Origin of the sequence: Campylobacter concisus (assembly GCF_015230015.1) — a bacterium.
In the GTDB taxonomy this organism is placed as follows: Bacteria; Campylobacterota; Campylobacteria; order Campylobacterales; family Campylobacteraceae; genus Campylobacter_A; species Campylobacter_A concisus_AF.
On sequence record NZ_JAAKZC010000017.1, the window covers coordinates 1 to 25,552 of the forward strand.

At 39.6% G+C, this 25,552-nt stretch carries 27 protein-coding genes and 1 other RNA gene; 23 read left to right on the forward strand and 5 right to left on the reverse strand.

Annotation, left to right across the window (positions count from 1 at the left end; translation table 11 throughout):
- Positions 1-316: 316 nt before the first annotated feature.
- The 12 genes from G6W42_RS08510 (at position 317) to G6W42_RS08565 (ending at position 13,750) form a co-directional block, all read left to right on the forward strand.
- Positions 317-1,717: an aspartate ammonia-lyase gene (locus G6W42_RS08510; RefSeq protein ID WP_021090103.1), complete on the forward strand. Its 1,401-nt coding sequence runs from the start codon at positions 317-319 to the stop codon at positions 1,715-1,717.
- 91 nt (positions 1,718-1,808) lie between these two features.
- Entirely contained in the window at positions 1,809-3,152 is a 1,344-nt protein-coding gene (locus tag G6W42_RS08515; protein ID WP_021090082.1) for an anaerobic C4-dicarboxylate transporter, read from the forward strand.
- Between the two features lie 302 nt (positions 3,153-3,454).
- Positions 3,455-5,728: a thiosulfate reductase PhsA gene (phsA, locus tag G6W42_RS08520; protein ID WP_194173677.1), complete on the forward strand. Its 2,274-nt coding sequence runs from the start codon at positions 3,455-3,457 to the stop codon at positions 5,726-5,728.
- A gap of 10 nt (positions 5,729-5,738) precedes the next feature.
- Positions 5,739-6,302 (forward strand): 4Fe-4S dicluster domain-containing protein, encoded by a 564-nt coding sequence (locus tag G6W42_RS08525; RefSeq protein WP_194173678.1) that lies wholly within the window; start codon positions 5,739-5,741, stop codon positions 6,300-6,302.
- Positions 6,295-7,230: an NrfD/PsrC family molybdoenzyme membrane anchor subunit gene (nrfD, locus tag G6W42_RS08530; RefSeq protein ID WP_194173679.1), complete on the forward strand. Its 936-nt coding sequence runs from the start codon at positions 6,295-6,297 to the stop codon at positions 7,228-7,230. Before G6W42_RS08525 ends, nrfD begins: the two co-directional genes overlap by 8 nt.
- Positions 7,231-7,320: 90 nt before the next feature.
- Positions 7,321-7,989: a response regulator transcription factor gene (locus tag G6W42_RS08535; protein ID WP_103617539.1), complete on the forward strand. Its 669-nt coding sequence runs from the start codon at positions 7,321-7,323 to the stop codon at positions 7,987-7,989.
- Positions 7,973-9,079, forward strand: coding sequence for a sensor histidine kinase (locus tag G6W42_RS08540; protein WP_194173680.1), 1,107 nt, complete (start codon positions 7,973-7,975; stop codon positions 9,077-9,079). The genes G6W42_RS08535 and G6W42_RS08540 overlap by 17 nt, the downstream gene beginning before the upstream one ends.
- A gap of 49 nt (positions 9,080-9,128) precedes the next feature.
- Positions 9,129-10,139 (forward strand): Holliday junction branch migration DNA helicase RuvB, encoded by a 1,011-nt coding sequence (gene ruvB, locus G6W42_RS08545; protein WP_009294236.1) that lies wholly within the window; start codon positions 9,129-9,131, stop codon positions 10,137-10,139.
- A 23-nt stretch (positions 10,140-10,162) separates the two neighbouring features.
- Positions 10,163-11,242 carry a cytochrome C gene (locus G6W42_RS08550; protein WP_194173681.1) on the forward strand — a complete coding sequence of 360 codons (1,080 nt, stop codon included), beginning with the start codon at positions 10,163-10,165 and terminating at the stop codon, positions 11,240-11,242.
- A gap of 202 nt (positions 11,243-11,444) precedes the next feature.
- Positions 11,445-12,485, forward strand: coding sequence for an AI-2E family transporter (locus tag G6W42_RS08555; RefSeq protein ID WP_194173682.1), 1,041 nt, complete (start codon positions 11,445-11,447; stop codon positions 12,483-12,485).
- Positions 12,486-12,498: 13 nt separating this feature from the next.
- Entirely contained in the window at positions 12,499-12,870 is a 372-nt protein-coding gene (locus G6W42_RS08560; RefSeq protein ID WP_103578136.1) for an HIT family protein, read from the forward strand.
- Entirely contained in the window at positions 12,863-13,750 is an 888-nt protein-coding gene (locus G6W42_RS08565) for a cache domain-containing protein (RefSeq protein WP_194173683.1), read from the forward strand. The genes G6W42_RS08560 and G6W42_RS08565 overlap by 8 nt, the downstream gene beginning before the upstream one ends.
- Positions 13,751-13,752: 2 nt before the next feature.
- Here the strand turns inward: G6W42_RS08565 and G6W42_RS08570 are convergent, their stop codons facing one another.
- The 3 genes from G6W42_RS08570 to panB all read right to left on the reverse strand — a co-directional run bounded on the left by G6W42_RS08570 (position 13,753) and on the right by panB (position 16,231).
- A complete protein-coding gene (locus G6W42_RS08570) occupies positions 13,753-14,148 on the reverse strand; it encodes a Fic family protein (RefSeq protein WP_194173684.1) in 396 nt (131 codons plus the stop codon).
- Entirely contained in the window at positions 14,136-15,311 is a 1,176-nt protein-coding gene (locus G6W42_RS08575; protein WP_194173685.1) for a hypothetical protein, read from the reverse strand. Before G6W42_RS08575 ends, G6W42_RS08570 begins: the two co-directional genes overlap by 13 nt.
- A gap of 104 nt (positions 15,312-15,415) precedes the next feature.
- A complete protein-coding gene (gene panB / locus G6W42_RS08580; protein ID WP_194173686.1) occupies positions 15,416-16,231 on the reverse strand; it encodes a 3-methyl-2-oxobutanoate hydroxymethyltransferase in 816 nt (271 codons plus the stop codon).
- An 85-nt stretch (positions 16,232-16,316) separates the two neighbouring features.
- Here panB and G6W42_RS08585 point away from each other — a divergent pair, with 85 nt between their 5' ends.
- From G6W42_RS08585 to G6W42_RS08610, 6 genes are all read left to right on the forward strand, one after another.
- On the forward strand, positions 16,317-16,721 hold the full coding sequence (locus tag G6W42_RS08585) for a hypothetical protein (RefSeq protein ID WP_004317574.1): 405 nt from the start codon (positions 16,317-16,319) through the stop codon (positions 16,719-16,721).
- A 30-nt stretch (positions 16,722-16,751) separates the two neighbouring features.
- Positions 16,752-17,111: a transfer-messenger RNA gene (gene ssrA, locus G6W42_RS08590) on the forward strand.
- Between the two features lie 105 nt (positions 17,112-17,216).
- Positions 17,217-17,390, forward strand: a complete 174-nt coding sequence (locus G6W42_RS08595) for a hypothetical protein (protein WP_194173687.1) — start codon at positions 17,217-17,219, stop codon at positions 17,388-17,390.
- 3 nt (positions 17,391-17,393) lie between these two features.
- Positions 17,394-17,567 carry a hypothetical protein gene (locus tag G6W42_RS08600; RefSeq protein WP_194173688.1) on the forward strand — a complete coding sequence of 58 codons (174 nt, stop codon included), beginning with the start codon at positions 17,394-17,396 and terminating at the stop codon, positions 17,565-17,567.
- Between the two features lie 77 nt (positions 17,568-17,644).
- Entirely contained in the window at positions 17,645-17,839 is a 195-nt protein-coding gene (locus tag G6W42_RS08605) for a hypothetical protein (protein ID WP_242042730.1), read from the forward strand.
- Between the two features lie 5 nt (positions 17,840-17,844).
- On the forward strand, positions 17,845-19,080 hold the full coding sequence (locus tag G6W42_RS08610; protein WP_194173689.1) for a transcriptional regulator: 1,236 nt from the start codon (positions 17,845-17,847) through the stop codon (positions 19,078-19,080).
- Positions 19,081-19,191: 111 nt separating this feature from the next.
- Here G6W42_RS08610 and sppA read toward each other — a convergent pair whose 3' ends face one another.
- Together sppA and mqnF are read right to left on the reverse strand one after the other, a co-directional pair.
- Positions 19,192-20,055 carry a signal peptide peptidase SppA gene (sppA, locus tag G6W42_RS08615; protein WP_194173690.1) on the reverse strand — a complete coding sequence of 288 codons (864 nt, stop codon included), beginning with the start codon at positions 20,053-20,055 and terminating at the stop codon, positions 19,192-19,194.
- A complete protein-coding gene (gene mqnF, locus G6W42_RS08620; protein WP_194173691.1) occupies positions 20,043-21,260 on the reverse strand; it encodes an aminofutalosine deaminase family hydrolase in 1,218 nt (405 codons plus the stop codon). The genes sppA and mqnF overlap by 13 nt, the downstream gene beginning before the upstream one ends.
- 84 nt (positions 21,261-21,344) lie before the next feature.
- Between mqnF and aroQ the strand changes: the two genes are divergently transcribed.
- The 5 genes from aroQ to G6W42_RS08645 are packed head-to-tail and all read left to right on the forward strand — an operon-like array spanning position 21,345 to position 25,546.
- Positions 21,345-21,824 (forward strand): type II 3-dehydroquinate dehydratase, encoded by a 480-nt coding sequence (gene aroQ / locus G6W42_RS08625; protein WP_009294223.1) that lies wholly within the window; start codon positions 21,345-21,347, stop codon positions 21,822-21,824.
- Positions 21,821-22,846, forward strand: a complete 1,026-nt coding sequence (locus tag G6W42_RS08630) for a M24 family metallopeptidase (RefSeq protein WP_194173692.1) — start codon at positions 21,821-21,823, stop codon at positions 22,844-22,846. Before aroQ ends, G6W42_RS08630 begins: the two co-directional genes overlap by 4 nt.
- Positions 22,843-23,319 (forward strand): 2-amino-4-hydroxy-6-hydroxymethyldihydropteridine diphosphokinase, encoded by a 477-nt coding sequence (gene folK / locus G6W42_RS08635; protein ID WP_194173693.1) that lies wholly within the window; start codon positions 22,843-22,845, stop codon positions 23,317-23,319. Before G6W42_RS08630 ends, folK begins: the two co-directional genes overlap by 4 nt.
- A gap of 9 nt (positions 23,320-23,328) precedes the next feature.
- Positions 23,329-24,687, forward strand: a complete 1,359-nt coding sequence (flhF, locus tag G6W42_RS08640) for a flagellar biosynthesis protein FlhF (protein ID WP_194173694.1) — start codon at positions 23,329-23,331, stop codon at positions 24,685-24,687.
- Complete coding sequence (locus G6W42_RS08645; RefSeq protein WP_107946069.1) at positions 24,680-25,546, forward strand: P-loop NTPase; 867 nt, start codon at positions 24,680-24,682, stop codon at positions 25,544-25,546. Before flhF ends, G6W42_RS08645 begins: the two co-directional genes overlap by 8 nt.
- The last annotated feature ends 6 nt before the right edge of the window (positions 25,547-25,552 follow it).

The following is a 25,552-nucleotide window of genomic DNA, read 5'->3' on the forward strand; positions in this document are numbered from 1 at the left end:
TTTGATAACTTTGAATTTATATTAATATTTTGTTAAATTTTCTCAAAAATGGCTTTTAAACTTAAAGTGTAGGATAAATCTGAGCTGATTTGACCCTTTTTATATAATAAAAAAGTAATATTATTAGTAATATAACAATTTAGACAAGTAAATTCCTAAAAATTAGCTTAAATATGAAATATAATTTTCTTTCAAAGAGCGGCATATCAAGTCAAAAGCTTAAAACTTAAAAAAAATAAGTAGTCATTAATATTTAAAATCTCAAATACCTATATAATTTCACTCGGTAACAATTTTTTACTAAGGAGAAGCTGTTATGGCAACCAGAAAAGAACATGATTTTATTGGCGAGTTGGAAATTTCTGACGAATTTTACTATGGTATCCAAACATTTAGGGCTACTGAGAATTTTCACATGAGTGGTAGAACACTAAAAGAGTATCCATACTTCGTAAAGGCATTTGCACAGATTAAAAAAGCTGCTGCGCTTGCAAATAAAGAGGTTGGCGTTTTAGATCCAAAGATAGCTGATGCTTTGGCAAAAGCTGCTGATAGAGTAATAGCTGGTGAGTTTTTAGATCAATTTGTCGTTGATATGGTTCAAGGTGGCGCAGGAACAAGTACAAATATGAACTCAAACGAGGTCATTACAAACATCGCACTTGAGAGTCTTGGCCACAAAAAAGGCGAGTATCAATACATCCATCCAAATGATCACACAAACCTTGGACAAAGCACAAATGATACTTATCCAAGCTCTATTAAAGTAGCAACTTATGCAAAACTTACTGACTTGCTTGCTGCTATGAATTTACTAAAAGATGAGCTTGAGAAAAAAGCAAAAGAATTTAAAGATATCATCAAAATGGGTAGAACAGAGCTTGAAGATGCCGTCCCTACAACACTTGGCAACACTTTTAACGCATTTGCAAGCTACATCAAAAGTGACATCGAAAAGATCACAGCTGCTCGTGAGTCAATGACACATCTAAACATGGGCGCAACTGCGATAGGTACAGGCATCAACTGCCACCCAGAGTATAAAAATGTAGTTGTTAAAAAACTAAAAGAGATCACTGGAGTTGATTTTAAAAAGGCTGATGACTTCATCGCAGCTACTCAAGATACAGCAGACTTCGTTCACGTAAGTGGAGCGTTAAAAACTGCCGCTGTTAGACTTTCAAAAATTGCAAACGACTTAAGGCTAATGAACTCAGGTCCAAGATGTGGTCTTGGCGAGATAAATTTACCTCAAATGCAACCAGGCAGCTCAATCATGCCAGGTAAGGTAAATCCAGTTATCGCTGAGGTTGTAGGTGAAGCGTGCTATGAAGTAATCGGCAACGATGTAACTATCATGCTTTGTTCTGAAAGAGGCGAATTTGAGCTAAATGCGTTTGAGCCAGGCATCGCTTATGCGCTATTTAACTCTATATTTATCCTTGAAAATGCTATGAAAACACTAGCCCAAAAAGCTATCAAAAAACTTACAGCAAACCCTGAGGCTTGCCTAAAATCAGTTCTTGGCTCAGTTGGTATCGTAACAGCGTTTAACCCATATATCGGTTACGAAAAATCAGCAAGTATCGCTAAAGAAGCCCTTCAAACAGGCAAAGCAGTTGGCGATATCTGCCTAGAGAGAGGCTATCTAAGCAAAGAAGAGATCGATAAGATTTTAGAGCCTAAAAATATGCTAAATCCGAGCATGGTTAAGTAAAATTTTAAGCAAAGTATTATTAAAAGCGTGCCAAAATTCTGACACGCTTAAGTGGTGATTTTAGTAATAAAATTTAATAAAGGAGTTTTCGATGGATATAATGCTGATCTTACAGATTATAGTCCTATTTGGCGGCATCTATCTTGGTGTCAAACTAGGTGGTATGGGCGTTGGCTACGCAGGTGGTCTAGGCGTTGTGATACTTGCTTTACTTGGTATGAAAGTCGATATGAAAGACATCCCTATGGATGTTATCTTGATCATCGCTTCAGTTATCTCAGCGATCACAGCTTTGCAAGTTGCTGGCGGACTTGACTATTTAGTTCAAGTAGCAACAAAAATTTTACGCAAGAATCCAAAACAAATCAACTTTCTTGCTCCGATAGTTACTTACTTTTTAACTATCCTTGCAGGAACTGGACACACTGCGTTTTCTATGATCCCTGTTATCGTTGAGGTTGCAAAAACTCAAAACATCAAACCTTCAGCTCCACTTGCGCTTTCGGTTGTCTCTTCTCAAGTGGCGATCACTGCAAGCCCTATCTCTGCTGCGTTTGTTGCTATGAGCGGTCTATGTGAAAAGCTAGGTGTTAGCTATCCAGTGTTGCTATTTATTTGTATATCAACTACATTTGTTGCGATGATTATCACTGCGTTTATTATCAATAAATTTTACGATCTTGACCTTTCAAAAGATCCTATCTACCAAGATAGACTTGCAAAAGGTTTGGTTGCAGAGGTTAAGGATGTCGAGTATCACGAGCCAAAACCATACGCAAAAAGATCAGTTGCTATCTTTGCAGTTGGTGTTTTGATCGTTGTTTGTTATGCACTATGCATTTCAAAGAGCTTAAATTTAGTAGAAAAACCTATCCTTTCAAGAGATGCAGCTATCATTAGCTTTATGCTAACTATCGGCTTTACAATAGCAGTAGCTTGCAAAGTTGAGACAGGCAAACTTCTATCAACTAGCACTTTCCAAAGCGGTATGAATGCGTGCATCTGCGTTGTTGGTATCGCATGGCTTGGTACAACATTTGTTAATGGACACCTTGACGCTATCAAAGAGGTTGCAAAAGACTTCGTTACTCAGTATCCATTTATCCTAGCTGTTGCGCTTTATTTCTTAAGCTGCTTGCTATACTCTCAAGCTGCTACAACAAAGGTTATGATGCCTGCTGTTGCTGCTGCTCTTGGTATGACTAGCCCTGAAAATTCAGGTCAAATTTGGATCCTTGTAGCTTCATTTGCTGCAGTTTCTGGTCTATTTGTATTGCCAACATATCCTACAACACTAGGTGCGATAGCGATGGACGATACAGGAACTACAAGAGTTGGTAAATTTGTGTTTAACCACTCATTCTTCATCCCAGGAACTATAATGGTTGCATTATCGGTTATCCTTGGATTTATAGTAGCTCCAGTTCTTATATAAAACTTAAGCCGAGATCTCTCTCGGCTTTTTTAACACACTTTAAATTTTCAATTTTTATATCAAATCCTTAAATAATATCTCTTTTTAAATTTTAAATTTTTTATTTTTATAAATCACACAAAAATCGCGCTAAAATTTAATCTTTCTTAATTTATCATTTTTAAAATTTGCTCTATTTTGATATTTGATCTCACATACCATAAAAAATAGAAATTAAAAAAAATTATTAAATAAAATTTAATTTTAGTTTTAACTTTAAATAATAAAATAACAGAAGTAAAATTTCTTTTAAAGGGAGAAAGATGAGCTTAAATAGAAGAGAATTTTTAAAATTCAGTGCAGGAGTTAGCGCAGCTGCATCATCTCTATCAGGTGGTGCTTTGCAAGGTGCTACAAATGGAGGCGAAAAGCACGTTCATAGCTTTTGTGAGATGTGCTCTTCAAGGTGTCCTATCGAAGCAAAAGTCGTTGATGGCAAAGTTCGCTTTTTAAGTGGCAATCCAAAAGCTGGTGGCACGGCAACCTCTCTTTGTGCAAGAGGCGGCTCAGGCCTTAGTCAGCTCTATGATGAAAATAGGATCAAAAAGCCATTAATTAGAGCTGGTGAGAGAGGTGAGAATAAATGGCGCGAGGTTAGCTGGGACGAAGCACTTGATCTAGTTGCTTCAAAAATGCTTGAGATCAAGCAAAAGTATGGCCCTGAAAGTTTTGTATTTACCTGTAAAAGCTCGCAAACGCACAAGCTGATGGTAAATTTTGCCTCAGCTTATGGCTCGCCAAACTGCTTTTCGCACTTTTCAAGCTGTCCGATCACCTACCAAATGGTCTGTGAGCAGATGTATGGCATCGCTAAGCTAAAAAGAGACTTTGCAAATGCAAAATACGTTGTAAATTTTGGTCACAACCTCTTTGAGGGCATCGTCATAGCTGATGCCAAAAAGCTTGCTAAATTTGCAGCTAAAAAAGATACGAAGCTACTTGTGCTTGAGCCAAGATTTAGCGTTGTAGCTGCAAAAGCTGATGAGTGGCTACCAGTTAAACCAGGAACTGACCTAGCGTTTGTATTAGCACTTATCAACACTTGGATACAAAATGGCACTTATGATAAAGAATTTATTGAGAAATTTACAACTGGCTTTGATGAGATCGTAAAGAGCGTCGAGGGCAAAACACCTGAGTGGCAAGAGAGCATCACTGGCATAAAAGCAAGTGACGTAAGAAGAATAGCTGATGAAATTTACAAAGCTGCTCCAAAAGTTATTTTTGATTTTGGTCACAACACAACCACCACAAGAGCTGAGTACATGAGAACAAAAGCTATAATGGTTGCAAATGCTATGATGGGCAACTGGGAGGTCAAAGGCGGTCTTTTTGGTGGCAAAAACGCAAAAACCTTTAACAAACTAGTTGGCGAGGATAAATTCCCAGTTCTTAAAAACCCAGATGATAAATTTAAAGTGCCAAAAGTCACTAGGCTAGACTTCGCAGGCGACGCTGGAGTGCATAAATTTGTAAGCAGAAAACACGGCGTTTTAATGGATATCAATGAAGCGATCTTAAGCTCTAAACCATACGAGATAAAGGGCTGGTTTAATATAAGATTTAACCACCTTATAAACGTGGCTGGAACGATGAAGAGTATCGAGGCTATGAAAAAGCTTGATCTTATCGTAGTAAGTGACGTTTATCTAAACGATATGGCGACATTTGCGGACGTTATCTTGCCTGAGAGCAGCTACCTAGAGCGCGACGAAGGTATCGAGGATAAGTCAGGTCTAAAACCAGCTTATATGATAAGAAATAAAGTCGTTGATCCAGTTGGTGACACGAAGGACGGGGCATTTATCTTTAGAGAGCTAGCACGCCGCATGAAGATAGATGAGCTTTACACTTGGAATGATATGCGTGAGTTTAGAATGCAACAAGCTGGCGGAGATGCAAATTTACTTGCTGCGCTAGAAAAAGATGGCTATATCACATGGGATGAGCCGGGTATTTTGTTTAGAGAAAAAGGCATGATCGAGAAATTTGTAGCTAAATATCCAAACGCAACTAAATTTGTTGGTGAAAATGGCCTAATGGACGATATGGCGAAGCTTAAAACAAAGAGCGGCAAGATAGAGCTATTCTTACCAGAGGTTGAAGAGCATTTCGCAGGATATGGCGCACTAAATGACAAAGATATGGATACTTTTGATGGACACGATCTATGCCTAACTTGCGGCAAGACACCTATCCATACTAACGGCCACACACAAGCTGTTCCTTATCTAAATGACCTTATGAGTGATAGTCCGATCTGGATACATCCAAATACAGCGAAAAAGAAAAATTTAAAAGATGGCGACACAGTCCTTGTCAAAAACAAATTTGGCGAGCAAAAAGGTCATCTAATGCTAACAGAGGGCATCAGAGAGGATACACTCTTTGTTTACCACGGCTTTGGACACATCACCCCAGGCCTAAAAACTATCAACCACGTTGGCTTAAATACAAGTGTGCTTCTTGACCCAGCAGAGGGCCCAGTAGCTGCAACTATGGTCACAAACGTTGGCGTTAGCATAAGTAAAGCGTAAGGATTAGAAAATGAAAAAATATATGATGATACATGATGAAAATTTATGCATCGGCTGCCAAGGCTGTTCGGTAGCATGTAGAAGTGCAAACAAAGTACCAATGGGCGTTTACCGCTTGCAAGTACATGCGAAGATGAGTGGGACATTTCCAAATTTAAAGACTGACTTTTTACGTCAAAGCTGCGTTATGTGCGAAGATGCGCCTTGTGTTGAGGTTTGCCCAACTGGAGCTAGCTTTAAAACGGCTGATGGCGTGACGCTGCTTGATCACAGAATTTGCGTTAGCTGCAAATACTGCATCCTAGCCTGTCCATATGATGCACGTTTTGTGTTGCCTGATGGTGAGATAGGTAAATGTACGTTCTGCTACGAGAGCAGACTAGAAGAGGGCAAAGACCCTGCATGTGTGAGCGTATGCCCTACAAATGCACTAACTTTTGGCGATATCAACGATGAGAATTCTAAAGTATCAAAACTACTAAAAGAGTCAAAATACTACTTGCCAAAAGAGGAGTTAAAGACAAAACCTCTACTTGCAATGATCGCAAACACAAAAGGAGCACACAATGAATAGCATGTCAGGAAGTCTAGCTCAGTACACTGAAATTTACTGGGGCTGGCCAATAGCATTTTATCTATTTTTAGCAGGACTTAGTGCAGGTGCTAGTATCGTTGCAGTGCTTTTAGCTGGCAAATACGGCAAAGATAACCACTACTTCAAAGCAGCCGCTCTTATCGCTCCAGTAGCGATCATCTTTGGTCTTGCACTTTTGGTAGTTGACCTTGGCAAGCCGCTAAGCTTTTACTGGATACTCTTGCTTTACAACTTTGACTCAGTTATGTCAATAGGTGTTGCGCTGCTTCTAGTTTATACTCCGCTAAGCGTTATCTACGCAGTTGGCGCGTTTAAAAATGAGATCGCCGCACTTAAAATTTCTATCTGCGACGTGGTTGCAAATATAGCTAGCAAGCTTTCAGGTTTGCTTGGAGTTTTACTTTTCATCCTTGGCATTGGCGTTGGTGCATATACAGGCTTCTTGCTAAGCGCAGCTCATAAGATAGCACTTTGGAACACACCAGTTTTGCCACTATTATTCTTAGTCTCTGGTTTAAGCTGTGCTGGCGCATTTACGCTACTAATCGGTGTGCTAAAAGACAAAGAGAAAAAGCATAACGATGCTGCACACTATTTATTAAAATTTGACTTTTTTGCGATAATAGTTGAGTTTTTGCTAATAGTTGCTCTTTTCATGGTTGTAAAAGGTGCAAGCGTAAGTAGTGCGGAGAGCGTCTCAAACGCACTTAGTGCAAATTCTCTTGGGCTGATGTTTTATATCGGCGTCATAGGTCTTGGTATGGCTGTGCCTATCATCTTGGACTTAAGCGTTTTAAAGGTGCATGATTTCAAACGCGAATTTGCCGTGCTTAACGCTATTTTAGTCATTTGTGGTGTCTTTTTGCTAAGATATTACATAGTCTATGCAGGACAAATTTTTATTTAATACTTAAAAAAGAATTTTAATTTGAAATTTACCTATTAAGTATTACAATAGATAAAAATCTTATTAAAGTTTGTTTTTTAGGAGAGCGTTTTGAAGATTTTACTTTTAGAAGATGATTTGGGGTTTCAAGAGAGCGTCTGTGAGTTTTTGCAGACGCTTGGTTATGAAGTTACAGCGGTGAGCGACGGTCAAGAGGCTTGCGATCTGATAGAGAAAAATTTCTATCATCTTTTTATACTTGACATAAAAGTGCCTGGAGTAAATGGTCACGAAGTCATCAAGTATATAAGAAGTCTAAATCCAAACGCTCCTATCATGATAACGACATCTTTAGTTGATATTGACGATATGGCGATTGGCTACGAACTTGGCTGTAATGAGTATCTAAAAAAGCCATTTGAGCTTGCTGAGCTTAAATTTAGAGTTGCTGAGCTTATGCGAAAATACTATGGCACTGACGATAAAAACATAGTTAAGATAAATGACGAGTTTAGCTTTAACCTAAACAAGCGTGTGCTATATAAAAACGACAAAGCTGTTGATCTTAGTGCAAAAGAGGTCGCTTTGGTCGAGTGTTTGGTCTCACATCTAAATTCTTACGTCAGCATGGAGGAGCTTAGAGATCTTGTTTGGAACGACAAAGAGATCGAGGGCGCTGATATAAGGATGCACGTTTTAAAGATAAGAAACAAGACAAACAATAACTTCATCATCTCAAAGAGGCGCATAGGCTACAAGATAGATGCACAAGAGCTTTAAGATCCAGATCATAGCGACATTTGTCATAATGTCGCTTTTTTGCTTTCAAAGCTTTGTGATCTTAAATTTAAGCCAAAAAGACAGCAGCTCAAAAGCCCTTTTTGGCGCTATGAAGCATGAAACCATCATCAAAAATTCATTTCTCAAAAACGAAAATATAGCTAGCTCATTAAAATATAAATTTGCGATCTACGACGTAAATTTTAAACCAGTCATCTCAACCCTTACCAAAGAGCCAAGCAGCTTTAAATTTGTAACTCTAGAAGAGGGCGGGTACCTTTTTTACAAGAGCTTTTTTATAAAAGATAAGACCCCCTACTACATAGTCGTAGAAAAGGAGCTTGACAACAAAAAGAACATCTTTTTAACAGCTATCATGCTGCTTGTCATCCTTGTGGCAGTGCTTTTTATCGTCTATTTTTTATATCTAAGCAGCGTTAAGCCTTATAAAGAGTTTCAAAAGTATATGAACAACTTTTTTAACGACGCTATGCATGAGCTAAAGACCCCACTTGGCGTAGCTGGCATGAACCTTGAGATGCTAGGACTTGAAAACAAGTATATAACCCGCATCAAAAACGCTCTAAAACAGATGCAAATAACCTACGAAGATGTCGAGTACTTCATAAAACGAGGCTACATCAAATTTCCACTTGAGAGGCTAAATTTAGGCGAGTATGTTAAAGAGCGAGTAAAATTTCTCTCAAGCGTGGCTGATGTCAAGCACATCGTGGTAAAGACAAATTTAGCAAGCGAGGCATTTACTATGCTAAGCAAGGTCGAAGCTCAGCGCATCATCGATAACACCATCACAAACGCCATAAAATACAGCCCAAAAGAGAGCGAGATAATAGTAAATTTAGAGCTTGAAGCAGATCGCATCAATCTTAGCGTGCAGGACTTTGGCAAGGGGATAAAGGACGTAAAAAGGGTCTGGAAAAGATACGTCAGAGAGGATGAAATCCAAGGCGGCTTTGGCCTTGGGCTAAATATCGTCAGCGAAATTTGCCAAAAACATGACATTTTATACGGCGTCGATAGCGTTTATAATGAAGGCAGCACCTTTTACTATAAATTTAAACGAGCTTAGATTAAGCATAAAAGCGTAAAATGAAGCCTTAAATTTAGAAGGAAAAACTTTGGATAGAATCGTTGAAATCGAAAAAGTAAGCTTTGAAAATGACTTTGAAGTCTCGCTTAGACCGACAAAATTTGAAGACTACATCGGACAAGAAAAGATCAAGCAAAATTTAGACGTCTTTATAAAAGCAGCCAAAAAGCGAAACGAGTGTCTAGATCACGTGTTATTTTACGGCCCTCCAGGACTTGGTAAGACGACCCTTGCTCACATCATCGCAAACGAAATGGGCGTGAGTATCAAAATGACTGCGGCTCCCATGATAGAAAAGAGTGGCGATCTTGCAGCGATCCTTACAAATTTACAAGAGGGTGACGTGCTTTTTATCGACGAGATACACCGCCTAAGCCCAGCTATCGAGGAGGTGCTTTACCCTGCGATGGAGGACTTTAGACTTGATATTATAATTGGCTCAGGGCCAGCTGCCCAGACTATCAAGATAGACCTGCCAAAATTTACGCTAATAGGCGCAACGACACGTGCTGGCATGATCTCAGCGCCTTTAAGAGACCGCTTTGGGATGGACTTTAGGCTGCAGTTTTACACAAGCAGCGAGCTAAGCCGTATCGTGCAGATCGCCTCAGCTAAGCTTGGCAAAGAGTGCGACAAAAACGCCTCGCTTGAGATCGCTAAACGCTCACGTGCCACGCCAAGGATCGCTCTTAGACTACTAAAGCGAATTCGCGACTTTGCCGAGGTAAATGACGAGCTAATCATCAGCCACGAGCGCGCAAAAGAGGGGCTTAATGCGCTTGGTGTAAATTCGCTTGGATTTGACGAGATGGATATTAGGTATTTAGAAATTTTGATGCAAGCAAGGCGCCGTCCTATGGGACTTAGCACGATCGCAGCGGCACTTAGCGAGGACGAGGGCACGGTTGAGGACGTCATCGAGCCATATCTGCTTGCAAATGGCTTTATCGAGCGCACAGCAAAGGGCAGGATCGCTAGTGCGAAGTGCTTTGAGACCTTTAACGTCAAGATCGACATCGAAAAAGGGCTTTTTGAGTAGCGAAATTTAAATTTGGAGCAAAAATGGGCGAGCCACATCTTTGTCCTAAGTGCAAGCAAAGGACGATTTACTTTGACGGGATCTGCTATGAGTGTAGGCAAAAAGAGAAGCTGGAGTTTTACGAGGGCTTAAGCGAAGATGAGATCAAAAAGAGGCAGAAAGATATCCTCGCTCGCATTGACGAGCTATATAAATATGATGAAATTTACAGCGACCTCACATATATTTTTTATCTGCATGGCATTTGCGACGAGCAGATTATCGAAGAAGTGACAAAAAACAGCGGGTACTACCCACCTGAAATTTACAAAAAGGCTTCAATAAAGATCAGAGATGAGCTTATAAAGAGGCTTTCAAGCGAAGAAAATATAGTCAAGCTAAATCACATCCTATCAGCACTTGCGTGGCAGGGCGATGAGGTGGTAAGAGAGCTATTTTTTAAGCTCTATAATGCGCCAAAGCCTTGGAAGGCAAAGCTTCACGTTGATATGGATGGATACGCGCAGGTTGCTGGCTGGAGCTTTGATAGCAGCGGCAAGAGAAGAAGCCTAGTTTTTGATAGGTGCTTTACCTGTGAGCCAAGTAAAAACGAGGACGCTAGCGTTAAATTTAAAGCTGCAAATGATGAAAAATGTAAATTTTGTAGCGGCGAGATGCTGGAATTTACAATCAAAAAAGAGAGTCTAAAGCGACTTGGGCTAGAGCTTAAAAATGACGCTGTGCTTAAATTTTGCCCGACATGCGTGGGCTTTGTGCAGTATTTTTGCCAAAACGACGGCAATAGCGTTCAAACAGAAGTAGTAGGCGAGAGCGAGAACGAAGACTATGTAAGAGAGGCTGTGGCGGTGCTTGATGGGCAAAAATTTGAGCTTGCCAGCGAGGTTTGCGCTCACTACTCATATATGATAGATAGCGAAATTTTACTTGGCGGATATCCGCAGTGGCTGCAAGACAGCGAGCATCTAGCATGCCCAAAATGCGCTAAAACGATGAAATATCTAGCGCAAATTCCTTTTGGTGCTTTGGCGGATGCCGAGGGCACTATTTATATGCAAATTTGTGACGAGTGTGAGGTTGTCGGAGCAAATTTTCAGTGCACGTAAAAGGCTAAATTTATAGGAGCTTTTGAGCAAGAAAATTTACGTAAGGCATAAATTTATCTAAATTTATTAAGCGGTGGCAGGCTAAATATGCCAAAAGCCTGCTCTTTGCAAATTTGGTGCCAAAGCGTTTTTTAGTAAATTTATCAAGCAAATGAGTAGCTTTGATAAATCTGCTATAATTACCCCATTTTAAGGGAGCAAAATGAATAACAGACTGTTTTTTGGAATTTTTGCGTTTTGTGCTTTGGCTTTGGTGGTCTATCTTTTTAAACCATTTTTACTTGACATTTTTATCGCAGCGCTGCTCGCGGTGGCTGTTGCAAACGTGCAGATCGCATTTTTAGCGCTTACTAAAAATCGCAAGACGCTCTCGTCAGGACTTACGACATTTGCGCTTCTTTGCTTATTTATCGCGCCACTTATTTACGCCGTCATCGAGATCGCAAAGTACGCAGCTGGATTTGATATAAACAACGTCACAAAGACGATTGAGTTTATAAAAAACTACGACTTTAGCCTGCCAGAGTCAATAAATTTCTTAGAGCCAAAGATCAAGGAATTTATAAGTGGTCTTGATATAAAAATGCTCTTTTCACAAGTCGCTGCTAATCTCGCGAGCCTTGGCAAACTAAGCCTTAAATTTGGCGTCGATATGATCATCATCATAGTATTTTTCTTCTTTTGCAACCTCTATGGCAACGAGCTTATAAGCTACCTAAAAGAGTCGTTGCCGCTTAAAAAAGACGACACCGAGTTTTTGCTAAGTGAGGTGGGTAACGTAATGGGCGTGGTTTTTTACTCAACCATTGCAAATATGATCATCCAAGGCTTTTTATTTGCCATCATAACGAGCTTTTATGGCTATGATGGCGTGCTAACTGGTATATTTTTTAGCTTTGCTTCGCTCATCCCAGTTGTTGGTGGCTTTTTGGCATGGGTGCCTATTAGCATTTATGAGTTTGCAAATGGCAACACAGCAGCCGCTATCACGATCACACTTTACACCATTATCGTGATCTCATTTGGTGCTGATACGTTGCTAAAGCCGCTTGTCATTAAATTTATAAACTCAAAATTAGTCAAGATACCAACAAAGATAAACGAGCTACTCATCTTTTTTGCGATGATGGCTGGCATCACCACTTTTGGCTTCTGGGGCGTGATCCTCGGACCTGCGATTGTGACATTTTTTGTCTCAACGATCAAGCTTTACACGCTTTTGCGAGAGAGAAATTTCGTATAAAATAGGGGCAAAAATGATATATGAAGATAAATTTATAAGAGTTGAGCGTGAAGAGAACGAGCTTCCGTGGGTGAAAATTTTTACCGCAAAGCCATATAGGGAGCTAAGCGAGTGCGATGAGGCGAGTAGGGCTAGGCTTTTTGAGGCGATGCTGGTGGCTGAAAAGGCTATGCTTGAGTTTTATAAACCGACTAAGATAAACATCGCAAGCTTTGGAAACTACGTGCCACACGTGCATATTCACGTTATTGCGAGATTTGAAAACGATGCATTTTTCCCAGATAGCGTTTGGGCTAGTCCCAAAAGAAAAAGCGAGCTTGAGCTGCCTAAATTTGATGAATTTGCTAAATTTTTAGAAAAAAAACTAAGGCTTAGTTTTGAGTAAATACAAAAAATATTTTAATATCTATATCGTTTTAGTCGTTTTTGCGGTGCTTGGTAGCCTCTTTTACTTTCTTTATAGCTCATACATGGCTGAAAAAAAGCAAAATAATATGCGTGTCTTTTTTGATTACCATGTAAAGCAGCTTAATAAAAGCATCGATGATGCGAAATTTTCATCAATGGCGATCTCGATCCTTCTTGCTCAAAATGAGTCTATACAGATGTGCTTGCTAGGTCAAAACCGCGACGAGTGCGTAAAAAATATCGAAAATTTGACCAAAACCCTTGGCGCAGCGTCGATGTATAACAACATCAAACTTCATCTTTACGACAAAGACTTAAAAAGCTACGTAAGAAGCTGGGATCTAAATAGATATGGCGATATGATCGCTAGCGGTAGGTTTTTAGTTCAAGAGTCAAGGCGTCAAGATAGGCCCATGGTTGGCATCGAGGCGTGGTATGCTGGAGTGCATATAAGGGCTGTTTCAAATGTGATGCATGAGGGTAAAAACATCGGTAGCATCGAGGTTTTACTAAACTACGACTCACTTGGAAATTTCTATAAAACGCAAGGCATCGACCTCTTTGTGCTCTTGTCAAAAGATAAGATGCCAGCACATAAAAGCGCGCCGAGTGATCAAATTTTAAGTGATTATTACATCGAAAATTTAAGCAGTGCAAATTTAAATATAGTTGGAATTTTGCGTGATATAGACCTTAAAAAGTATGAATTTTACGTATATAAGACGCACTATTTTTGTGTTGTGCCGCTACTTGATGCTAGCAACACACAGATAGGCTACTACGTTCTTCATGTAAATACCGATGAAAAAGAGCGAAATGTCTCGCAAAACTATCTTGAATCAGAAGAGCTTTTTTAAATTTACCTCTTTAAAAAGCCCTCTATAAGATCTTTTAGCTCACTTTCGCCAAGTCTATATCTAGAGATCAAGATTATGCTATTTTGTACCGCAAAAGCAAAATTTTCTATAGCAATTGGCATCTTGTTTAACAATATAAAAAAGATACCAAGCATTAAAGCTGTGCTTTTATTGACATCTAAAAATGGGCGAAGTACGACACATGAACAGATGAGGTGAGCTAGCTTGTCACTAAAATTTGGATAGCAACTGTCATCTTTGATCTTGTCTAAAATATCCTCTAGCTTTGCTATAAATTTGGCGTCACAACCAGCTTTACCACCTATCTCTTCGGCGATCTTGGCTTGTAAATTTATGGCGTCTTTTGTATCAAAATATCTCATTTCTACTTTAGCCATTGTAAAATTCCTTTGATCTTTATGTTTGTGGAGATTAGTTTTTTGGTCTCATCTAGATAGTCCTCCGCACTCTCATAAAGGTGATCTGGTGCTATCAAACGTTCGTTTTTTACCTCCCAATCCAAAAAACTCCACTCATCTTCATACCAGTCATAATCAGGCTCCGCAGAATAATAGTAGCTATGCCCAATAACAATCAAATAATCAAGAATAGAATAACTTTTTTCATAGTCATTTAGTGTGTAAAAGGGTGGGTGTTTTTCTTTTGCAAAGTTATAGAAAAAATAGCTTCTATAGCTCCTCTTCTTTTTTGTGGGCTGTAGTTTGCCAGCACTTTTCATCTCGTCATGCAGGCTTTTTATATCTATCGCCCACCCTTTATCTGAAAAATTCTTTAAAATTTCTATCGCCACTATCTTAAAAGATGGCGTATCGTCCGCAAGAGTGGTTGCCTTTTTGATGATCTTTATTTTTTGATCATCGCTTAGCACGTTGTAGTCTAGCACATCTATAAGCTTCATTATTTCTTTTTCACGTGCTATAAATTGATCAAAAAAGCCATCCTTTGTCGCTTCGTCAAAGATATCCATTTGACTAAGGTTAAAATAGTGAATTGCCCTGTTTGGAAAAGGGCTTTTGTTAAAAATATCCCACATCATATCTTTATCAAATTTATAAACCATATTAAGTATGTTTTCAAACTGATAAAATGTTTTTACAAGGTCAGAGGCTCTTTGATAAAAGGCTTTTGTTAGTGAAATTTCACGCGGTAAGTGACGATACAGCTTTATTAGCTCATCAAATTCGTTAGTTTCGTTTATCAAGTCTGTGAATTCATCAAAAAAAGCTAGCTCATTTGATGTCTTTTTGAAGTTACCAAGCAAGATATTTTTACGTTGCTCTTTACTAAATTCTTTTTTCATGGCTTGCTTGAAAAACCTTATAGCCAGCTCGCTATCTTGCAAAAGCCATAAAACATGCCTACCAAGCTTAGCTAACATGCTGCTTCTATTTGTATCAAAAAGTGCTCTTTCATAAATTTCTCTAGTCAAGCCATCATCTTTTAGCTCAAATTTAGCAAGTTCGGCTAGTTTTAAATACTCTTTTGTGCTGGCTATATTGTCAAGCTGCTCGTAAATTTGATCTTTTGTTATTTTGCTCATCACCTCTCCTTTGTTTTTTGCATTTTACAAAGAGGATATGACAGGATGTGTCGTGTGGTTAAAATTTGCTGTAGTGAATTTACGTTTTGATTTTAGTTATAAATTTAGCCCTTATACGAAAACTCTTCGCTTGGGAAAATTTTGCTTTTTACTTCATTTGCATACTCTTGCACACCCTTTCGCACAAGAGTGGCTCCGTCAAGATAGCGCTTAACAAATTTTGGCTTAAAGTCCTCGAAAAATCCCAGCATATCAGACCAGACAAGCACCTGACCATCAACGTCTGCTCCAGAGCCTATGCCGATAACTGGCACACGAACCTGCCTTGTTATCTCGCTCGCTACCTTGCTAAGCGTGCCCTCAAGCAGTATGCTAAACGCGCCAGCTTGCTCAAACGCCAAAGCCTCCTCAACCAGCCTTTTTGCCTCAAGCTCACTTCTGCCTTTTATCTTATATCCTCCCTCAAATTTAAAAAACTGCGGCTTTAGTCCGATGTGGGCCATCATGTTTATGCCCTCTTCGCAGAGACGTTTTACTAAATTTACCTGATGCATGCCAACTTCAAGCTTCACCGCATCGGCATTTGTCTGCTTAAAAAATTTCATCGCATTTTTGATCGCTTGTTTTTCATTTGTGTAGCTGCCAAACGGCATATCAGCTAGGATAAAGGTCTTTTTAGCCCCGGCGCAAACGGCCTTTGTGTGATAAAGCATGGTGCTCATATCGGCACTTAGCGTGCTCTCTTTCATATTAAAGCTCATATTTAAGCTATCGCCAACAAGGATCACATCAGCATAATCATCAAAAATCTTCGCAAAAAGCGCATCGTAGGCGGTTATCATCACGATAGGCTCGATGCCTTTTTTATTTTTTATATCATTTATAGTTAGTTTTTTCTTTGCGATTTTTTCATCTCTCATGGCTAAGTCCGGTAAAATTTGTGATAATGCTAACAATTTTATCAAAATTTTGCTACAATTACGCCAATTTCTTAAGGACATGAAAATGGGTATATTAAAAAGGCTTGAAGTCGATTATTCTTATGATATAGTTGAGGAGTTTCTCTCCCACTACACTTTGATGTGCGATTTACTAGAGCCTTTGATAATAAATTTAGGAAGAGCTGATAAGTATAAGGAGAGCATTTTAGAGCTTTCTAGGATCTTTCACAATATCAAATCAGCAGCAGGTTTTATGCATCTTGACCCGATCTTGAAACTAACGACTTTAGCTGAAGAGGTCACTCAAGAGGCTAGAAGCTTAAAAGGTCCAGCAAATGATAAATTTATAGATTGGTTGCTGCTTATTAGCGATCAGTTTCATAAATACAAAGGCGACGTCGAGAAAGACCTAGAGTATTTTAGCGTCCTTGAGCCAAAGATCATTGACGTACCTGCAAAGCTTGACTAAACAATCCAACTAAACCATTTCATTTTTTATGGGAGCGACTTGGCTTCGACAGGAGCAGAGTGTGTACGGTGGCACGTCGCTTTGAGCAAAGCGTAAAAAGCTCAAATTAAATTTAAACGCAAACAACGTTAATTTCGCTCCTGCTTACGCTAAAGTTGCGTAAGTTCAGTTGAGCCTCGCTTTGTCTCATTCTAGCTAGGATGTAAGCGAGTAATTTAGCTAGAGTAGGCCAGCAAAGTGACTGCTTGCTAGCTGAAATTTTAGTCTTAGTCTAAAATTTTGGTTTTGGAAAGTGAGCCTTTTTAGATGAAATTTTCACTTTTGCTAAGCGTGTAGAGGCTGTACGGATTTTGTTTTTGGACAGGGGTTCGATCCCCCTCGCTTCCACCATCTACTTTAAATTTCCATTTTATTCTACGATTTAAATATTATTTGAAATTTTACTTATTTTTAAAAAATATAAATTACAATATTTAAAAAACAAAGGAGGCTTATATGGCAAATAGTTTTGGATACATTTGTGATTTTAGTGATGGCTTCGCTGCGGTAAAAAAAGAAGAGAAAGAGCTAGGTATGAGCCTAACTACTTTCTCAAGTGCATTTAGAAGATTACGTAAGAGAAAAGGATTAGACAGCTCAAAAGAGCAAGATAAGAGTAAAGGGGAATAAGCAATGAAAAATAAAGCATTACTTTATATTTTATTAGTTAGTTTATTTTCATCTATAAGCTTTGCAGCTGTAGATTGCTCCGACCCAAGAAATAGACCACGTGTTATAGCAGGAATATTGATGGGGGGAAAGAGTGTTATCGTAGCCTCAATGCTGAAACAGCTAAACGTGATTTAGATTTAACTATCGGACGTAACCCAGTAACTGGGAAAGTAACCTCACGTGCAAATTTAGCTGGTGGAGATAATGCTACTATGCGCTTAGAAAACGCTCAAATGAATTACGGCAAAAAGAAATATGAGCTTGAAGAAGCAGAGAAGTTTGACCCTAGTGTTAAGAATTCTAACCGCCTTGATAAAGCTCGTAAAGCGTTTAAAAAAGCGCAGCTTGACCTAGAGGCAGCAGAAGAGATAAAAGGTAAGGCAGATATGAGAAAGGCAGAAGAGTAAAAATAATGTTTTATCATTTAAAAAATAAAGACAAAACTATTTTAGAATTTAGTATTAACGCCAAAGAATACGACGATATAGGCGGTAAAAATTTCAAATATGAAGTTGTAAATATTGCAATTAAAGACGCTTTGTATTTGCCTAAAACTATTGATATAAACGATTTAAATAACTCTTTAAAATCCTGGATAGAAAATAGAAGAATACCGAATAATAGACGTTTTGTAGAAAAGGTTGTTGCTTCTTATAGCTTGGACGAAAAGCGTAGTCTTATGGACTATATCGACGTATCATTTGGGCTTAGCTTAAATGATACGTTTTGGGTTACTCCAGCTGGCGATGACTATAAATGGAAAAACTATAATCTTTACGATAATAAATTTGACGAGGCTTTGTCTTTAGTTGCCTTTAGTGGTATGAGCCATAAAGTAAGTGGCTTTACATCTTCGCCTGAATACACAACTAACGGAATGCTTAAGAAGTGCTGGTATAGGGAGTGGGACGGAATTTATCTCTATAAAGGCTCTAGTAAAGCTTACGCAAACAATGGCAAAGAGGCTTATGCAGAATTTTATATGGCTCAAGTAGTAGAGGCTTTAGGCTTTGAGTGTATAAAATACGACTTACAAAAATTTCACAATGAACTGATAAGCTCGTGTAAAATTTTTACAAGCCAAAATGAGGGTTACGTGCCTATGGGTAACTTTTTTAAAAGAGGCGAGCTTTCGGTTGAGAATAGAAATATGAAAATTGCTGCGATATATGGAGAGGATAAATTAAGAGATTTACTCGTATTTGACGCACTTATTTATAATACCGATAGGCACTTGGGTAACTTTGGTATGATTGTAGATAACGACACTGGTATGCCATTAAGAGCAGCACCGATATTTGATAACGGCTTATCGATGATTAACTTCTTAACTCAAGATGAATTAAAAGATATTGATACTGCATTGAGCGATAAAATTTCTCACTTTGATTATGGATTTAACGAACAACTAAAGCGTTTTGTATGTGATAGACACTTAGAGGGCCTAGAAAAGCTTAGTAAATTTGAATTTAGAAAGCACGCTAAATTTAACTTAAGTGACGAGTGGCTAGATCCGATACAAAAGCATATACAAGATAGAGCAAAGCTAGCTATAAAATTTTGCAATGAAAATAAAGACGAGCAAAAGAGCGAGCAGGCGGAGCAAATTTTAAATAGGCAGGCAGTAAGAAAGTGCTTCAAAGGATAAATGAAACTAAAAATAGCAGAGCGAGAACTTTTTGTGGATAGCGAAGGGAATTTTAGATAAACTAGCTATAAAAAGCTTTACCAGCCAGTTAAATTTAACTTGGCCGGTTTTTTATCTAAGTTTTGTCTCAAAAAATGCGTTAAAAAGCGAGTTTATGCCTTGCTTTGTAAATTTCTCCATTATCTTTTCGAGCTGCGGTTTTTCTTGCCAGACGGGCTCATCTACGAGGCTCATTTTAGCTAGCTCATTTTGAGCGTCTATGTAGCTACCAAGGCTGTCTATTAGCCCCATTTTTAGGGCATTATGCGCTAAAAAGACCCTTGCGTTTGCCCACTCGTCTTTTTTCTTGATGTCTAAATTTCTAGCCTCCGCCACGTCGCTTACAAATAGCATATAAGCGTCATTTACGAGCCCTTGCAAGCTCTCACGCTCTTGCTTGCTCCAGCTCCTCATAAAGGTGCCAGCCTCTTTAAACTCGCCAGCCTTCACCACCTGCTCGCTCACGCCTAAATTTTTGGCTAAATTTTCGATGTTTGCCCCTTGCATGATGACGCCTATCGAGCCTATGAAAGCGCCAGGGTTTGCGATGATGGCGTCGGCATTTACGCCAGCGTAGTAGCTACCACTTGCCATATTGCCAGCGGCGTATGCGAGCACTTTTTTGCTCTCTTTTAGTCGCTTGACCGCCATGGCTAGCTCCACGCTCGGGCTTAGCGCTCCGCCTGGGCTGTCGATGTAGAGTAGCACGCCTTTGATGTTGCTATCCAGCCTTGCTTTTTCTAGCGCTTCTAAAATTTCGCTAGTATCCACTATCGTGCCGGTGATGTCTATGCGGGCTAAATTTGGCTCTTTCATCTTGCCATTTGGCGCAAATATGAAAAATAGTATCAGTAAAAATATGAGCGCTTTAAAGTAGTTATTGATAAATTTAAAAATTCCCAAAATCCCTCTAAAAATAAGCCTTAAAATTTGCAAATTTTGCCTCCGATATATAGTTTTTTAGCCTCGTTTGTATGAAGTATGAGCTGAAGTATTAGCTCACTGTCATCGCACTCTAGGTCGTTATAGACGGCAAGATCAGCCGCGCGTCCTGCCTTTATCTCGCCATTATTTGTCCTAAGTGCCTTTGCGCCACCATGCGTTGCAGCGACAAAAAGCCTAGTGGCAAGCTCGTTTAGATCAAGGCTGGCGTGGGTAAAAAGGGCGGCTCTTAGTTCATGCCAGAAATTTAGGCTGATATTTGAGCTTAGGCCGTCTGTGCCGATATTTAGACTGACGTTATTTTTGAAAATTTCTTTTAAATTTAGCGCCTTTTTGCCAAGCAGTCTGTTTGAAACAGCGCAGTGTGTCACGCTGTGGTGAGGCTTAAATTTAGAAAAATCGCTCACATAAACGCAGTGCGTAAAAAGGGTATTTATCTCACGAAACATCGCAAAATAGCCCTGCGCATCATACATCGGCTTTGGATATGGGCTAAATCTTAAAAGATGTTTTTTAAAGCCGCCGCTGCTACGTTCTAGCCACTGCTTTTCAGCCTTGCTCTCTAAAAAGTGCGTGCTTACAAGCAGGTCATCTTTTTTAGCGATCTCAAGGGCGGCCTTGGCAAGTCTTGGGTGCACAGAGTAGGGCGAGTGCAGTGAGATAGCTGGGGTGAAATTTGAGCTTTTATAGCCCTTTGTCTTTTCAAATTTGGCTAGAAAATTTTGCAAATTTTTGTGAGTCATCTGCTCGTTTGAGCCTAAAATTTCACTAAAAAGCACGACTTTTAGTGGACTATCAGCCAAAATTTCAAGATCACTGCCAAAGCTAGATATCTCGCCAATGGCACAAACTCCACTTTTAAGTAGCGAATTTATGGCTTCATGCATCGCTTTTTTAGCGTCCATTTTGGCTAGCTCGCCGCCTTTATCTATGATAGAGCCAAGCCATTTTATAAAATCGCCATATCTTAGTGTGCTAACGTTTGAGCTAAACTCCAAATGAACGTGCGTGTTTATAAAAGCTGGGGCGATCACGCTTGCGCCAAAGTCGCAAATTTTCGCCTTTTTAAATTTATTTTTTGCCTCTTTTTCGCTTGTAATTTCTAAAATTTTATCGTCCTCGATGACAACACAAGAATTTCTTAAAATTTTTGGATTTTCTCCGCCAGTGATGATCTTTTTTGCTTTTAAAATTTCCATTTCTAGCCTTAAATTTTTGTTATTGTAGCGAAAATTTAGGAACGAAAATGTATAATTTGGGCTATTTAATCAAAAAGGAGTGACATGGATAAGAAGCTAAAAATAATGGTTATCCAAGGCCCAAATATCAACATGCTTGGCGCTAGAGAACCAGGAATTTACGGTGTTATGAAGATGGAGGATATCCACTCTCAAATGAAGATCGTTGCCGATCAAAATGACGTAGAGATCGAGTTTTTTCAAAGCAACCTTGAGGGCGAGCTAGTCGATAAGATCCAAGAGTGCTTGGGCGATGCTGACGGCATCATCATAAATCCAGCCGCTTACACTCACACCTCTATCGCTATCCGTGACGCGCTAAGTGCGGTTGCGCTGCCAGTTATCGAGGTGCATATCAGCAACGTTTATAGAAGAGAAGAGTTCCGCCACAAAAGCCTTATCGCGCCAGTTGCAGCAGGCCAGATCGTGGGCTTTGGACCAGTTGGCTATCATTTGGCGATGATAGGCATGCTTCAAATTTTTGAGCAGATAAAAGCAGTAAGAGCAAATCAAAACGCACAATGAATTTCATCTTAAAGGACGAAAACGCCGTATATTACGAGTGCGGCTACAGCTGCGACAATGAATTTTTGCTATGCCTTGATGGTGTGAAATACTTTTTCACAGATGCGAGGTATTATTTCGAGGCAAAAAGCTGCGTAAATGCTGGCGTGGTCGTTCTTTTAGCGCAGAGAAATTTAATAAACGAGGTGCGGGCTTTTTTAAGAAAGATGAAGCCAAAAAACCTCGTTTTTAACCCTGATGAGCTAAGTATCAGCGAGTATAATGCGCTTAGCAAGGGTTTTAGGATAAATTTCAAACCAAAGGCAAATTTCTCTAGGCTAAAGAGAATTTGCAAAAGCGAAGATGAGATAAAAATTTTAAAAAAGGCTAGCGAATTTGGAGCAAAATGCTTTGATGAATTTGCTAAATTTGTCCGTGAAAATGGCGAAGGGATGAGCGAAAAAGAGCTTCATTTTAACGCTTCGCTCATTTTTAGACAAAAAAACGAGTTAGGTCTTAGTTTTGATCCGATCGTGGCGATAAATGAAAATGCCGCAAAGGCGCATGCGCTACCTGGGGATAAAATTTTAAAAAAGGGCGATTTGCTGCTACTTGACGCTGGGGTTAAATTTAAGCGTTACTGCTCTGATCGCACCAGAACTGCTTGCTTTGATGAAAATTTTAACTTTTCAAAGGAGCAAAAATTTAAAAACGCCAAGATGCAAGAAATTTACGAGATCGTAAAAGAGGCTCAGGCTGCTGCGATAAAGGTCGCAAGAGTTGGCGTTAGGGCGTGCGAGATAGACCTTGCAGCAAGAAGTGTCATAGCAAAGGCTGGATATGAAAAGGCCTTTTTTCACTCGACAGGACATGGCGTAGGTGTCGATATACACGAGCTTCCGGTCATCTCAGCAAGGAGCGAAACGCTCATAAAAGAGGGCATGGTCTTTAGCGTGGAGCCTGGAATTTATCTAGAAAATGAATTTGGTGTCAGGATCGAAGACGTGGTGGTCGCAAGAGAAGGTGGGTGCGAAATTTTATGAGGCTAGCTGGAGCAAGAAAGATCGTAAAAAGCCGTTTTTGCCCTAGTTTTTTTGAAAAAAGAGAAGAGTTTAAGTATGAGGCGCTAGTTGGCATGGGTGGCAACATCGGCGATAGCGCAAAGAGGTTTGATAAATTTATAAGAGCGATTACAAGTGATAGTAGATTTCACGTGGTCGAAGTCTCGCCGATCCTGATAAATGCGGCGTTTGGCTACGAAGAGCAGGCTGATTTTAGTAACGCTGTTATAAATTTACAAACATCACTGGCTCCTAGAAATTTGCTAAAAATTTTGGGGCATTATGAGAGTAAATTTAAGCGCGTGAGGACGTTTAAAAATGCGCCACGCACGCTTGATCTGGATATTTTGTATTTTAGTAAAAAAGTCTATAAGACGCCGCGCCTTATCGTCCCGCACCCAGGGGCTAGCAAGAGGCTTAGCGTGATCGTGCCACTAGGGCTTATGAGAGGTTAAAGGATATAAATGGCTACAAAATTTCATACTTTTACAGGCGAAAGCACCATCGAGGCTTTGAAAAAGGCTCAAGAAGCGTGCGGCGAGAAGGCCATACTCGTTACCACAAAGCAAATTCAAGCCAAAACGATAAACAAAAAGCCGCTTTATGAAATTTTAGTAAGCGTCGAAGAGGACGAGGTAAAGCAACCGCCAAAGCCAAATGCAAAAGCCATAAACTATGAAAATGCCTACTCTAAATTTAGCAAAAACTACGAGCCGCCAAAGCCAAAATTTGAGATAAAAGAGGAGCCTGCTAAATTTGAGGCAAAGACGACGTCGCCTGAGCCTTACGATCCAAATGAGAGCGTGCTTTTAAATATCTCAGACGTCGCAAAAGAGATAAGCGCGATCGCAAATGTCGATATGAACGAGATCAAAGAGCCAAATACAAATGGCATGAATAAAAAAATAGACGACGTGGCAAAGCAAGTAAGCGTGCTAAGCGAAAAAATAGGGCTGATAACTGATATGATCTGGGACGAAAAAGCCCCAAATCGCAACAATCTCTCGATCCCACCAGAGTTTGCTAGCATCTACAAACTCGCAAAACAAAGCGGTATGAAGGAGGAGCATTTAGAGGCGATCATGCAAACGACGCTTGAAAATTTGCCAGTCTCTATGAAAAGCAACCCAACCGCGGTAAAAAGGTACTTCTACTCACTTTTGCGAAATATGCTGCCATGCAGAAAAGAGCTCGGCGATAAAAAACAGCGCATAATGATGCTAGTTGGCCCAACTGGAGTTGGCAAGACGACGACTCTTGCAAAGCTTGCGGCTCGTTTTGCTTACGGCAACGAAAAGCGCTATAAAACGGGCATCATCACGCTTGATACTTACCGTATCGGAGCGGTCGAGCAGCTATTTCAATACGCTAAGATGATGAAGTTACCGATCCTTGACGTCATCGAGGTCGAGGACTTTCAAAACGCCATAAAACAGCTTAGCTACTGCGACGTGATACTTATCGACACCACTGGAAATTCGCAGTATGACAAAGAAAAACTTGAAAGACTTGATAAATTTTTAAAGCATAGCGGCGCAAAGATCGATGTAAATTTAGTCCTCTCAGCTGGCTCAAAGGTTGAAGACCTAATAGAAATTTACAATGGATTTTCATTTTTGGAGATCGACACGCTGATCATTACTAAATTTGACGAGACTAAAATTTTTGGCAATGTCTTTTCGCTCATATATGAGACAAACACGCCAGTTAGCTACTTTAGCGTGGGTCAAGAGGTGCCTGACGATCTTGTGGAGGCAAAGAGCGAATTTTTAGTAGAGTGCGTGTTTGACGGCTTTACAAAGCAAAAGGCTAGCGATGAATAACCAAGCGCAAAAACTACAAAATTTAGTCCAGTCTCAAAATAAGGCTAAAAATACGCATTTTATAGCGATTACAAGCGGCAAAGGTGGCGTTGGCAAGAGCACGATAAGTGCAAATTTGGCAAACGTCTTATCGCAAAATGGCTATAAAGTAGGGCTTTTTGACGCTGATATCGGCCTTGCAAACCTTGATGTTATTTTAAATGTTAAAATGGGCAAAAACCTGCTTCACGTGCTAAAAGGTGAGTGCAGTCTAAAAGATATCTTGATACCTATAAATAAAAATCTCATCCTCATCCCTGGCGAGAGTGGCGATGAAATTTTGAAATTTAATAATCAATTTTTATTTGAGAGATTTTTAGATGAGGCGAGCGAGCTTGATGAGCTTGACTTTTTGATCATCGACACTGGAGCTGGCATAGGCGGCAGTACGCAGCTCTTTTTAGAAGCAGCCGATGAGGTTGTCGTGGTGACTGTGCCTGACCCTGCGGCGATAACCGATGCGTATGCGGTCATAAAGATCGTCTCAAGGTTTAAAAATAACGAGCTTTTGCTTTTAAATATGGTAAAAAACGAGGCGGAAGCGACTAGAATTTATGAAAATGTAAAGCGAGTGGCAAATGCAAATATCGGACCAAACTTGAATTTAGAGCTAATTGGCTACGTCGCTTCTGATAAGAGTGTGGCAAGGAGCATAAAGCAAAGGACGCTCTTTACGGATGACGAAGCTTACGGCTCTGCTAGCGTGCAGATAAAGCAGATAGCTTCAAATTTGCTTTATAGGTTGGAACGAAAAGTGCTTAAAGATGAGCAAAGTAGGAGCTTTGGGGGCTTCTTTAAGCGTTTGATAGAACAATTTTAATGGAGA